The 12,962-nt window shown below is 63.2% G+C and carries 10 protein-coding genes; all 10 read right to left on the bottom strand.

Annotated features, from left to right (window positions below; genetic code table 11):
* Positions 1 to 43 precede the first annotated feature (43 nt).
* Positions 44 to 2,161, bottom strand: coding sequence for a ParB/RepB/Spo0J family partition protein (locus tag ACOIX3_RS08465; RefSeq protein WP_420969352.1), 2,118 nt, complete (start codon positions 2,159 to 2,161; stop codon positions 44 to 46).
* A gap of 109 nt (positions 2,162 to 2,270) precedes the next feature.
* Positions 2,271 to 3,221 carry an ArdC family protein gene (locus ACOIX3_RS08460; RefSeq protein ID WP_420969351.1) on the bottom strand — a complete coding sequence of 317 codons (951 nt, stop codon included), beginning with the start codon at positions 3,219 to 3,221 and terminating at the stop codon, positions 2,271 to 2,273.
* Between the two features lie 506 nt (positions 3,222 to 3,727).
* Positions 3,728 to 3,910 (bottom strand): hypothetical protein, encoded by a 183-nt coding sequence (locus tag ACOIX3_RS08455; RefSeq protein ID WP_420969350.1) that lies wholly within the window; start codon positions 3,908 to 3,910, stop codon positions 3,728 to 3,730.
* 355 nt (positions 3,911 to 4,265) lie between these two features.
* A complete protein-coding gene (locus tag ACOIX3_RS08450; RefSeq protein WP_420969349.1) occupies positions 4,266 to 5,462 on the bottom strand; it encodes an acyl-CoA dehydrogenase family protein in 1,197 nt (398 codons plus the stop codon).
* 22 nt (positions 5,463 to 5,484) lie between these two features.
* The gene (locus ACOIX3_RS08445; RefSeq protein WP_420969348.1) at positions 5,485 to 6,270 is read right to left on the bottom strand and encodes an ABC transporter ATP-binding protein; all 786 of its coding nucleotides are present in this window, start codon (positions 6,268 to 6,270) and stop codon (positions 5,485 to 5,487) included.
* 60 nt (positions 6,271 to 6,330) lie between these two features.
* Positions 6,331 to 7,662, bottom strand: a complete 1,332-nt coding sequence (locus tag ACOIX3_RS08440) for an ABC transporter substrate-binding protein (RefSeq protein ID WP_420969347.1) — start codon at positions 7,660 to 7,662, stop codon at positions 6,331 to 6,333.
* A 27-nt stretch (positions 7,663 to 7,689) separates the two neighbouring features.
* Positions 7,690 to 8,730 carry a branched-chain amino acid ABC transporter permease gene (locus tag ACOIX3_RS08435; RefSeq protein ID WP_420969346.1) on the bottom strand — a complete coding sequence of 347 codons (1,041 nt, stop codon included), beginning with the start codon at positions 8,728 to 8,730 and terminating at the stop codon, positions 7,690 to 7,692.
* A gap of 3 nt (positions 8,731 to 8,733) precedes the next feature.
* Positions 8,734 to 9,624 carry a branched-chain amino acid ABC transporter permease gene (locus ACOIX3_RS08430; protein WP_420969345.1) on the bottom strand — a complete coding sequence of 297 codons (891 nt, stop codon included), beginning with the start codon at positions 9,622 to 9,624 and terminating at the stop codon, positions 8,734 to 8,736.
* Positions 9,624 to 10,532: an ABC transporter ATP-binding protein gene (locus ACOIX3_RS08425; protein ID WP_420971686.1), complete on the bottom strand. Its 909-nt coding sequence runs from the start codon at positions 10,530 to 10,532 to the stop codon at positions 9,624 to 9,626. Before ACOIX3_RS08425 ends, ACOIX3_RS08430 begins: the two co-directional genes overlap by 1 nt.
* 25 nt (positions 10,533 to 10,557) lie before the next feature.
* The gene (gene sfnG, locus ACOIX3_RS08420; RefSeq protein ID WP_420969344.1) at positions 10,558 to 11,658 is read right to left on the bottom strand and encodes a dimethylsulfone monooxygenase SfnG; all 1,101 of its coding nucleotides are present in this window, start codon (positions 11,656 to 11,658) and stop codon (positions 10,558 to 10,560) included.
* Positions 11,659 to 12,962: the final 1,304 nt, after the last annotated feature.

Raw genomic sequence — 12,962 nt, 5'->3', positions numbered from 1 at the left:
CCAAGCAACTGCGGAATGGCCGAAGCCATCCCGCTCTCTTATGTCACTCGGCCGCGTCAAGCTGTCGCCGATCGTCGTCGCCGGCATTCTCCCGATTCTCGGCGCCGCCAAGGAATTCGGGCAGCGGGCCCGCTTCACCCTGCTCTTCCGCTGGCGACGTGGTAGCGTCGGTGAGACGCAGCGGCTCCGGCAACCAGCCCGAACCATCGAGAAGACGCTCGGCCTCCTTGGCCATGTCGGCCTTCTTCAGGTGGTCGATCAGTTGCGCGGAAGATTCGCCTCTTGCTTCCCGCACCGCCTCCAGAATGCGAGGCTTGGTGACCCGGCCAAGATAGTTGTCGGCAGTGGGCCGCCAGCCGGCCCGCACCATGTCGAGCCCGACGGCGCGCGCCAGCGCATCGGCCTGGTCGAGACGCGTGCGCACGCCGTGGGCGGAGACGCGGCCTTGATTGGTGCGGCTGGTCGGCTCGTAGAGAGCGTTGACCGCAAATGACGCACAGTGAGCAAACAGGGATGCTTGCGCCTCGCCATCGAGAGCTGTGAGCGCATCCCAGAGATCGTTCTCGCCCTTCGGCAATCGTACTTTCCAGGACTCGTGCCGAGCCTCGACGGCCTTCGCGGACGCGCTTTCCCTTAAGCCAGGAGCTTGAGCGGGAAAGGTCGGCGTACGAAGTCCGATCTCAAGAGAGCTTCCGGACGATGCGAACCGGTAAAAAGCCGTCAGCACGAAGTTGTGCAGCACCGCCTGGAACGCGATCGCGGGATTTTCTGCCAGTGCATCCCGCAACGCCAGCGTACGATGCGCCGTCAGCTCGGTGATCAATCGATCGGGCAATGGCCTTGTCACATCGTCATCGTCCCCGTCGGATTCGACCGGCGCACCTGCAACCGAGACCACGGTGCGCGGACCGGAAGCACCGACTTCGCGTCCCTCGGTTGATGACGTATCGGCGCTCTGGCCGACGTCAGGATCGGTTGCCGGAAGGTCGTCCTCTGGCCGGACGTAACCGCGGTCTACCAAGAGGCGTCCTTCGGAATCGATACTGACGAAGACGCCGGCTCGGACAATCTCCGCCGGATCGTAGAGCACCGACCTATCTTCGAACGCCATCAGTGCCGTCTCGATTTCGCCGAGACGCTGATCGACTTCGTCGGGCAACTCGTCGGCATGCTGGTAATCGGATTCAAGCTTGGCGTGCTCGGCGTTGAGGGCGTCGATGGTGGCATGTTCCTCAGGTGAGAGATCGACAGGTTTTCCCTCGATTTCTCGCAGACCATCAGCGTGACCGTAGGGGAAATCGAGCGCCAATGAGATCCACTTCCAGCCTTCCACAGCAACCGTCTCGGCTTCGACCTTGAGTTTTTCTGCCACGAGGCGGTCGAGCAAGGCGACGTCCTGGAGCCAGCCGCCATCATCGTGCTCGAACAGGTCCCGCAAAACGCCGCCGCCAGCCTGCTCATAAGCATCCAGCCCAATGAACTGCGCGCGGCGATCGGACGCGCGCACGGTATTTTCGGTCAGCATTCGCCGGATCTGATAGGGCTCGTCATAGCCAGATCGGCTGACGTTCTCCCAGACCTGCTCCTGTCTGGCGTGGTCGCCTGTGACAGCGAAGGCCATGAGCTGCTCGAGGGTCATGCCGTCTTCGGCATAGACGTCGTGCAGCTTTGGCGACACGGACGCCAGCCGGAGGCGTTGCTTCACGACGGCCGGCGTCACGAAGTGCCGAGCAGCGATATCCTCCTCGGACAAGCCGGCGCCGCTCAAGGTCTGGAAGGCTCGGAACTGATCGAGCGGATGCAGCCCTATCCGCTCGTCGTTCTCTGCAAGCGAGTCGTCCTCAGCGAGGCCCCCCTCACGCACGACACAAGGAACGGCCTGCGTCTTCGCCATGCGCTTCTGCTTCACAAGAAGTTCCAGCGCGCGATAGCGCCTGCCGCCTGCCGGCACCTCGAACATGCCGGTTTCATTGCCTTCCGTGTCCACAACCGCTCGCACGCTGAGACTTTGCAGGAGCGTACGCTGCGCGATACTTTCGGCGAGTTGCTCGATCGAAACCCCTGCCTTGACGCTCCGAACGTTCGACTGGCTGAGCACCAGCTTGTTGAACGGAATGTCGCGCGAGGGCGACAGGGTGATCTTCTGGACAGACTTCGTCATGTCGATTCTCCACGACGGGCGGCCGGGAGCCTCTCTCTCGGCCTCCAACCCGTCGCGAAAAACTGCGGCTCCCCTCTCACTCTCTTTTTCGAGACGAGCGGCGAGAACTTCACGCCGCCTCCTGCTCCGCCCCCTCCGTCGTCGTGTCGACAACGGGTTCCGGCAGGAATCCGAGAAGGTAATCCGCAGCCTTGCTGGCCTGTGAAGCAGCACGCACAATCGCCCGATTGTCCTCTCGCAGCACGTCAAGCCAGCAGCCGATATAGTCCGCATGCCGCACCGTCGGCGCAATACCAAGCGAAGCGCAACTGAATGCAGACGATATCTCTGCGACGAGTTCCTCGAAGGCGTACTTCCTGGTGCCGTAGCTGCCCGACAAGTCGCGGTTGAGACGCGACGGATGGCCACTGGCATGCGCCAACTCGTGCAAGGCCGTTCGATGCCAGTTGATCGGCTCGAAATAGGCTTGCGGCGGCGGCACCTGCACACAGTCTTCTGCAGGTACATAGAAAGCGCGGTTGCCGCCGATCCGGAAGTTGATGCCGGTCGCCTTGATGAGCTTTTCGACCCGCGGCTCGATCAAGCCTGGCGGCGGGGGCGGCGCCGTCGTTGCGACCTCCGGAGGCAGATTGTCGCACTGATCGGTATTGAAGACCGTGAAGCGCTTCAGGAACGGGATGGCCTGCGCTTCGTCGCCAGTTTCTCTCGCGCGCCGCTTTTCCTCGACCGGCACAAAGCGGTCGGCATAGACGACGGTCGTCCCTCGTTCGCCCTTGCGGACGTGACCACCGAGCGACAGCGCCTGGCGGAAGGTAAGCCAGCTCTGGCCTGTAAATCCGCGTTCGGTGGCAGCCCCCCAGAGGATTAGAACATTGATGCCGCTATATTGGCGGCCGGTGGCGGCGCTTTTCGGCATGGCCAAAGACGCCTTCGCTGTCGCGATACCCCAAGGCTGCACCCACGGCACTCGGCCGGTCTCAAGTTCGGCGATAATCTTGTTGGTGATTTCGTCATAAAGGCTTGTGCGGTCCTCACCGGCACGCGTTCGAAGTCTGGACATCGCGGGTCTCCGCGACGGGCGCCGCGAGCCTCTCTCGCAGCCCATTACCCGTCACGGCAAAACCCGCGCGGCACTCTTCCTCTCAGCCTCCAGGGAAGAGAATGCGAAATCTGCGACGCAGCCCGCCTACCGTCCGATTCTTCATGGGATTTGGCCTTGATAGGTGCCTAGGGCCGCAGGCCCGACCAGGCGTGCGCCAAAGGCGTATCGCCTCAAGGGAAATGGCACCCGCAGGAGCGTGAGCATAGCGACGCCGAAGGCGGCACGCGGGACCGAGTGCAGCGACAAGACCGGTTAAGAGGGCACCCGGGAACGGGGCAGTGATAGCGACGCCGTCATACTTCATGACGGCGGGACCCTTTCACGCGTGCCCCCGGCGAGGAGCTCCGCAGTCTTTGCGCGAGGGATCGACGCCGGACGGCCCAGACGCAAAGCGGCTGGGTTCACGAGAGCCCGGTGCGGCGGCAGCCGCACGCGCAAGCGGAAGAAACCTCCAGTCAAAGAATCTAGATTTCCTCGCGCGCGTTCGTTTGCGCGTCATAGATCCTGATCTGAAGCCTGGGAAAACGTCTCTTGAGTTCTTCTCCACCTGCCTTGGCGCCGTCTCTGGTCGCAAATTCGGTTTTGAGTCGGCCGTCAACTTCAAGCGCGTAACCAGAGGTCGGCAGTTTACGGGTAGCTGCAACCATGTCATTCCCATTATTCAGTGAGGTGATTGGAAATGATGGGTAGCGTGAGTCGCCCAACCCACGCTAGAGCCGCCTGCGAAACTGTGGTGATCGGCCATCGGACGTTTGTGGATTGACACCCGACAGCAGACTCCATCAAGGATGGGCATTTGCATCCTCCGAACAGGCGGACGGGTTTCCGCCTGCCCGGATGCATGCACGATAGAGCGATTGGCTCGACGTAGCTGCCCTACCAGAGTCCCTGGCCGGCACGCTCAGCTACGCGCTGAGCTTCGTGATATCTGCCCTTTGAGTACCACAAGGGATCGCCACAATCTTGAGTGCGGCGATACCGGCAATGGTCCGCAACTTCGGCTTACTCTCCCCCCTCGTAGAACAATTCCAGCGGCAGGCCGACCAGCGCCTTGCCGATCCAGTCGCGCGCGATGACATTGGACGGCCCCATCGCGATCGCCGCACGCGCGTCGCGATAGGCGCGCTCGATCGGGCCGCGGTGATAGCCGTACCCGCCCGTTACCGTCAGCGCCGTCGCCGCAACCTTGTTGGCGACCTCAGCCGCGTGCACCTTGAATTCGGTCAGCGGGATGAGGATTTCGCTCTGCGGCTTGCCGGCGCGCCAGAGCGCGTCGAGCCTGGCTGCGAGCTCGTTGCGCCATGGCCGCAACGTCTCGACCAGTACCTTGGCCGCGCCGAGCTCCTGGCGGATGGCCTGATAGTCGGACAGGCTCTTGTTCCTGTCCTTGTGCACGAAGCTTGTGGTGTGGGCGATCGCAGCGTTCAGCGCGCCGCGCGCGACGCCTTCCCAGACCGCGCCGAGCCCGATCAGATAGACCGGCGAAACGCCGTCATAGATGATCTCCTTGCCCTGCCCTTCGGCGCCGAGCCGGTCGCGTTGCGGCACAAGCACATTACTGTAGCGGATCGGTCCGGAATGGTTGGCGCGCACGCCGAGCGCATCCCACGGGCGGGACTCGATCCCCTCCGCCTTGCCGTCGACGATGAAGAAGATGATGTCGGCCTGGTCCTTGGCGTCGGGCGTGCGCGTCTGCACCACATAATAGTCCGCCTGGCCCGAGCTCGTCGTGAACGATTTCTCGGCATTGACGCGATAGTCGTCGCCGTCACGCGAGGCTTCCGACAGATTGTACCACCAGTGACCACCGGTGGCGCGTTCGCTGGTCGAGTACGTGCCGAGCAGGCTGCCGTTACCGGCCTTCAGCCAGCGCTCCTTCTGGTCGGTGTTTCCAAACAAATTGATGGTCTGCGCCGCGCCGACATGCATGACATAGACGAGGCCGGTGGATGCATCGGCCTGCCCGATCCGGTAGGCGGCCTCGGCAAAATCCACATGGCCGAGACCGAGCCCGCCGAAATGAGGTTCGTTCAGCACGCCGGTCCAGCCGGCCTCGGCCAGCGCGCGCAGATTCTCGCGCGGAAAGCGGCTCTCGCGGTCGTTGCGATCGGCATTCACTTTCACCGTCGCGTCGATGGCGGCATCGAGCCTGGCATATACGTCGTCGTCGATCTTGCGTGCGAGATTATCACTGGCCATGGTCATTTTCTCCGGGTTGCAGTCATGCGACAGCCTCAGGCTGCCTCCGGCTTAAATCGTCTTGCGACGATCCGCCGAGATAATGGGTCTTGATGTCGGCTCGCTGGCGCAGCTCGGCTGCCGCGCCGGCCAGCACGCTGCGGCCGTTCTCGAGCACCACCGCGTAATCGGAAAAGCGCAGCGCCACCGTCGAGTTCTGCTCGGCGACCAGGATCGACAGCTCCTGCTCGCGGTTGAGCTGTTTGAGCGCGCGAAAAATTCCCTCGACGACCAGTGGCGCAAGCCCCATCGACGGCTCATCCAGCACCAGCAGCCGCGGACGCGACATCAGGGCCCGGCCGATCGCCGTCACCTGCTGTTCGCCGCCCGAGGTCAGACCGGCGAGCGAGCGGCGATGCACCTTCAGGTGTGGAAACAGCGCATAGATGCGTTCGAGGTCGGCTGATATCTCCGCCCGCCGCGCATCGCGCCCCATCGCGCCGGTGATAAGGTTCTCCTCGACGGTCAGCGATGCAAAGCAGTGCCGCCCCTCGAGCACCGGTACCAGACCGGCACGCACCAGCGTCGCGGCAGATATGCCCGCAACGTCACGGCCGTCGAAGACGATGCGGCCGGCGGTGATCTGGCCGCGCCGGGCGGGGAGCAGCGCCGAGACCGCCTGCAGCGTGGTCGATTTGCCGGCGCCGTTGGCGCCAAGCACGGCGACGATCTCGCCGCGTCGCACGGCGAGCGAGACGTCGCTGACCGCCGCGATCGCGTGATTATAGGTGGCAGCCAATCCCTCGACCGCGAGCAGAGTTTCACTCATCTGTTGATCCCTAGCGTTGCAGGACGCGGGAGCCGCAGAGCTCCCGCGCCTGTCGCGGCATCAGTTGCTGACCGGATCGTCACCGGAGGTCCGCAGCTTGATGCCATGCTCCTTGGCATAGGCGGCCGCCGACTTCTCGATGATCGGGCGCAGGAAGGCCCAATCCGGCGCGATCCAGCCCGAGACCACCTTCCACTTGCCGCCGTCCCACTGCTGGAACGTGACGCGGCCGTCGCCTTCATGATTGTCCCAGGTGACGTTGATCGAATGGAACAGATCCTTGGCGCCGAGCGCTTCGACGCGCGCCGGATCGAGCCGCAAATGCTCGAAACCCCAGCGCACCTCGTCGCCGGTCAAAGTGCGCTTGCCGAACTTCGCCTGGGCGATCCTGATCGCCTCGACATTGAGGATGCCGTTCACGATTCCCAGATTGTGGTAGACGCTCCCGATCCGCTTCTTGTCGTCGAGATTGCCCTTGCCGGCGCCGTAGACCGTCTTGATCACCTCCTGCAGCACCGGATATTGCTCGCCGGAGGCCTGCGTGGTGATCGCGATGTAGCCCTTGGCGGCGTCGCCGGCCGGGATCACGTCCTCCTCGGAATTGGACCAGACGTTGCCGATGATGTGGTCGGCGGGGAACCCGACCTTCTGCGCGGTCTTCAGCGCCACCGGATTCATGACACCCCAGCCGCGCAGCACCACGTAGTCAGGCTTGGCGCGCCGGATCGACAGCCATTGCGACTGCTGCTCGTTGCCGGGATGCGGCACCTCGATCTGCTCGAGGCTGAACTGATATCTGTCGGCCAGCAGCTTGTAGATCGGGATGGTTTCCTTGCCATAGGGCGAACCGTGATAGAGCACGACCAGCTTCTTGCCCTTCAGCTTGTCGATGCCGCCCTCGCGGCTCCCGATGTAGTTCACGATTCCCGAGGTTTCGCTATAGGGATTGAGCAGCAGCGGGAAGACGTAGGGAAACACGCGGCCATCGGTCGAATCGGTGCGGCCGTGATTGATGGTGATCAGCGGCACCTTGTCCTTGGTGATGCGATCGATCATGGCGTAGGCGATGCCGACCGACAGCGGATTCCAGGCCGCGACGGCGGGCCGTCCCTTCAGCCGTTCATAGACCTCGACGCCGCGCTCGACCTCGTACTGGGTCTCGCCCTCGTCCCAGGTCAGCTTGACGCCGTTGACGCCGCCGTCGCGGATGTTGATCAGGTTGAGATAGTCGATGAACCCGCCGACGAAGCCGGTGCCGCCGGCCGCATAGGGGCCGACCCGGTAGCTTTGCAGGGGAAAGAACTGCTCGTCGGCCCGGGCCGCAGGTAGCCCGGCCAGCACAGAGGCAACCGCCGCGGCGAAAGCGAATTTCAGAACTCTCGATTTAATCATCCTCAACTCCTCCAGTAGTGCGAAATGTCATGTGTTGCGAGCGGCGGCTTGCCGCGTGAGAACCGTCCAGAACCGGTCCCACAGCGCGATCAGGCCGCGCGGTTCGGCAATCAGGAATCCGATGATCAGCGCGCCGACGACGATGCGCTGGCTCATCTCCAGCACGCCCGAATCGAACACGCCACCGAGCAGGGCCGCACCGGCGCGTGACAGGATCAGCGGAAACACCACGATGAAGGCGGCACCGAGAAACGCGCCGCGCAGCGAGGCCAATCCGCCGATAATGATGATGAACAGGATCTGGAACGAGCGGTCGAGATTGAAGCCGGCCGGCTCGACCGTGCGCAGATAGGCGAAGGCCCACAACACTCCCGCGATACCGATCAGGAACGAGGAGACGCCGAAGGCCAACAGCTTGGTGCGCAGCAGCGGCACGCCGATCACCTTGGCGGCGAGCTCATGATCGCGCACCGCGACGAAGTTGCGGCCGCACTGCGCGCGCAGCAACCGCCAGGTCAGGAAGGTCGCTGCCGTCACGACACTCAGCGAGAACACATAGCGTCCGGCAGGGCTGGTGAACGACACGCCGGCCACGCTCAGGACCGGTGCATCGATCACGCCGGACGGATTGTCGTTGGAGAACCAGCCGAACTTGGTCAGCGCCCACTGCACGAAGAATTGCGCGGCCAGGGTCGAGACCGCGAGATAGAACCCGCGCAGGCGCAGGCTCGGCAGCCCGAACACAATGCCTATCGCGGCCGCGATCAGGCCGGCGAGCACCAGATCGACCAGCAGCGGCAGCTCCGGCAGCCGGAGGTGGAGATTGTAGGTGGCATAGGCGCCGACCGCGAGGAAGGCGGCGGAGCCCAGCGACACCTGGCCGGCATAGCCGGTGAGAACGTTGAGCCCGACCGCGGCGAGCGCCAGCGCAAGAAACGGCGTCAACACCGCATCCAACAGGTAGTCGGAGCCAAAGAACGGGATCACGCCAAAGGCGATCACGGCTGCGACGGCAATCGCGATGGTGTCTGCGCCGGCGTGCCGTGCTGTCAAGGTTGCTGCGTGCATCGCCTAGACCCTCTCGACCAGCTTCTGCCCGAACAGTCCCGACGGCCGCACCAGGAGCAGCACCAGCGCCACGACATAGGCGGCCCAGGCCTCGATGCCACCGCCGAACAGCGGCCCGACATAGACTTCCGCGAGCTTCTCGATGGCGCCGATCAAGAGCCCGCCGATGATCGCGCCGGCAATCGAATCGAAGCCGCCCAGCACCAGCACCGGCAGCGCCTTCAAAACCACGAGCGACAGCGAGAACTGCACGCCGAGCCGCGCGCCCCACAACAGCCCGGCGACCAGCGCGACGATGCCGGACGCCGTCCACACACTGGCCCAGACCCGCGGCAGGCGCAGGCCGACGGCGAGCGCCGCGAACGGATCGTCGGCGACAGCGCGAAACGAGAGCCCGGTCCGCGTGTAACGGAAGAACAGCGCGAACAGCGCCACCAGGCTTCCCGCGACCACTGCTGCGAACAGATCGAACCGGCTGATGAAAACGCCGGCGATATCGAGCGGAACGTCGCTGATCCCGATGTCGAGGCCGTGAACCTGGGTGCCCCACAACAGCTGCGCGGCGCCCTCGATCACGTAGGACAGCCCGAGGGTTGCCATGAACAGGGTGATCGGCGGCTGGTTGACCAGCGGCCGCAGCACCGTGCGTTCGACGGTCACGCCGAGCACCACCATGATCGCCAGGGTGATCAGGAACGCGAGCGGAAACGAGAGGCCGCGCTCGACCAGGCTGACGAAGGTCAGCGCGGCGAACAGCAGCATCGCGCCCTGCGCGAAATTGAGCACACCCGAGGTCTTGTAGATCAGCACGAAGCCGATCGCGACCAGCGAGTACATCACCCCCGACAGCAGGCCGCCGACCAGCACCTCGATCAGAAACTGATAATCGAACATCAGACCGCGAGCTCCGTGACGTCCTGATGCGCAACACCGAGATAGGCGTCGATCACCGCCTGGTCGGACCTCACCTCGTCGGGCGTGCCGTCGGCGATCTTGCGGCCGTTGTCGAGCACCGCGATGCGGTCCGACAATCCCATCACCACTGCGATGTCGTGCTCGATCAGCACGATGGTGGCGCCATAGTTGTCGCGCGCATTGCGCACATGCTCGGACAGTTCGCGCTTCTCGTTCAAGGTGACGCCCGCGAACGGCTCGTCCAGCAGCAGCAATGACGGCCGCGCGACCAGCGCCCGCGCCAGTTCGACCCGCTTCTGCAAGCCATAGGGCAAGCTTCCGGCGGCTCGCTCACGGACGTCGCCTAGGTGCAGGAAGCGGATGACATCCTCGGCGGCAGCGCGGTTCTCCGCCTCGATCCGGCGCGCCAGCGGCGAGCCGATGATCTGGCGCAGGAAACCGGCGCGGACGCGGTGCGCGAGCCCCATCAGGACATTGTCGAACACCGACAGCCCCTTGAAGATCGCAAGATTCTGGAACGTGCGTGCGACACCGTGCGCGGCGAGATGCGCCGTCGGCACCTGGACAAAAGCACGCTCACCGAGCCAGACCCGGCCGCGATCGGGACGGTAGAGCCCGCTGATGACGTTGAGCAGCGAGCTCTTGCCGGCTCCATTGGGCCCGATGACCGCGCGGATTTCGCCCGGTGCGACCTCCAGATCGACGTCGCGCAGCGCCGCAACGCCCCCGAAGGTCAGCGCGACATCGCTTAACGCCAGCACCGGCCGTGCCGCGCGATCGCCGGCCGGCGCGAGCGCCCGATCAGGAGCACCGGCAATCGCCGTTGCACGCGCCTTTCCTTCCGCCGGAGCAGCCTCCAGCGCAAGGACACCGGCATTCGTCGCCATCGCGGTCACGTTGCCAGGCTCCCGGTCACTCGGCAGCCTCGGCATGCGCGGCGGCTTTCGCCTCCAGCGCACGAACCAGCGGAATGACGCGGCGGCCGAAATACTCGACCTCTTCCTGGAAATGCAGGAAGCCGAGCAGAACGAGATCGACGCCGACCTGCTTCAGCGCGACGATGCGCTCGGCGATCTGCTCGGGCGTGCCGATCAGATTGGTCTTGAAGCCGTCATTGTACTGGACGAGGTCCTCGAAGCTCGACTTCGCCCAATTGCCCTGGCCTTCCGGCGAGGCCTTGCCGGCATTCTTCACCTCATGACCGAAGGCGTTGACCGCCTCCGGGTCGGCCTTGACGATGATCTCGTCCAGCACGGCGCGCGCCTCGGCCTCGCTGTCGCGCGCGATCGCAAACGCATTGACGCCGATCTTGACGGAATGATTGTTGGCGCGCGCCTTGGCTCTGATGTCGTCGACCTGCTTCTTGATCTCCTCGACCGAATTGCCGTTGGTGAAGTACCAGTCCGACACCCGCGCGGCCATGTCGCGCGCGGCACGCGAGCTGCCGCCCTGGAAGATCTCGGGCAATGGATGGGCCGGCTTCGGCTTCAGCGTGTAATCCGAGAAGCGGTAGAAATCACCGCGGAACGTGAAATTGTCCTGCGTCCAGATCCCGCGCAGCGCGCGGATGAATTCTTCCGAGCGGCGGTAGCGCTCGTCGTGGTCGAGCCAGGGCTCGCCGATCGCGGTGAACTCGCCGCGGAACCAGCCGCTGACGATGTTAACGGCGACGCGGCCTTCGGTAAGCTGGCTGATGGTCGCGATCTGCTTGGCCGCCACCGCCGGATTCCAGGGTCCCGGCAACAGCGCCGCGATCACCTTCAGCTTGGTGGTCGCTGCCAGCAAGGCGTGGCTGAAGGCGACCGGCTCATGCTGGAATTCGGCGCCATAGCCGGCAGTGAAGCGGATCTGGCTCAGCGCATAATCGAAGCCACTCTCTTCTGCGATCTGCGCCAGGCGGCGGTTATAATCGATATCCCATCCAGTTCGCTGTTCGATCTTGCTGATCACCAATCCGCCGGAGACATTCGGCACCCAATAGGCGAACTTGATCTGATCATCGCTGGCGGTCATTCGAATGTCCTCATGTGGGTTGGCATGCGACGAAAGAGCGTCGAGGGAAGCAGGCAGCACGATGCATTCACGCTGCGCGGGGTCAGCGGGCTGGAGCGAGGCTGATCGAGACTGGTGTCAGCCAGTGAAATTTCGGAAGGTTGGAGCGATCAGGAGGCCTGATCCGCAACGCACCGTCGGCGCGTCAACAACAGATCGTGCGACACGACGTTGGCAATGCGCAGTCTTTCGTTTCGTCGAAGACGTCGGTGCACGTCATCAGTATTCCCCTCGCAAGCACCATCGGCTGACGATCAATAGTCTCAGAGAAATTGCGGGCGAGCGAGTCCAAGCCAAACTCTTTTTCGCCGGTTCCGGGAAAGCGGTATTCTTTTGTTGACGCAAAACGCATCGTTTGATGCTGAGCGGCCGAATTTCTATCCATACCGGCGCGCGCTTATGCGGCGAGATCATGCGGCTTGCAGTAACATGCCGGCTTCCCTGAGATGAAGGAGAGGATCGTTCTGATGTTCGAAACGATTCTTTCCTGCACGCTGGACAGCGTAGATGTAAAATCACACGGCAGCGCGTGTCGTCATAGAGATTTATCTCTTGTGACGGCTCGACTGCACTCAGCCAGGATAATTGCGGAAACCAACCGGACCGGACTCGCGTCAATGCGGGAGGGATGGCGTGCCAAGCTTTGCGCCCTGCCGTCGCTCGCCGTGACCTGATGACCAGGAGATCGCAAAGCGCGTCTATAAAGTAAGCGCTTTTGAAGCGGAGCGCGAAAAGGCGCCAAGCGAGCTGCCCTTTCAACGATCGTGATTTTCTCCGATAAGCTTGAGAAACACCGCCTACCAGTCTTCCGACGACGCCCGATCGTGGATTTGCGTCAATCTGAATGGCCCTTCTTGGATATCTTATCGCTCGAGGAGCTCTCCTTGACCTCTTTGCCCGGGATGTACCGCTTGAACTTGCGACGCTCGTCGACATTCGTCCCAAACGATCGGCTGACTTTTTCTTGGAGGCCGGCTCGTTTCGAGTTTCGAGAGATTTAGAACCAGCAAATTCGGTAAAGCTTTTTCATTTGAAAATGTCGGGCGACCGACCATGGGGGCGATAGCGCTATCGAGGCTCCCGTGCGCGTTGATTGAGGACGCCCTCTTCAACTTTCACGTCGGCGGCTTTGGGAGCGGCTCACCCCGTTCAGCCGGAGGCCGCCGTATCCGCGATCGCGTATATGGCGGTTTTATACGTGATTGCGTATAACTGCCGTTTATACGCGATCGCGAATATTGACGATTTATGCGCGATTGCGTATA

Source organism: Bradyrhizobium sp. B120, assembly GCF_049075665.1.
In the GTDB taxonomy this organism is placed as follows: domain Bacteria; phylum Pseudomonadota; class Alphaproteobacteria; order Rhizobiales; family Xanthobacteraceae; genus Bradyrhizobium.
The sequence above is the reverse complement of the archived record's forward strand: the minus strand, read 5'-3'. Positions and strand labels throughout refer to the sequence as shown.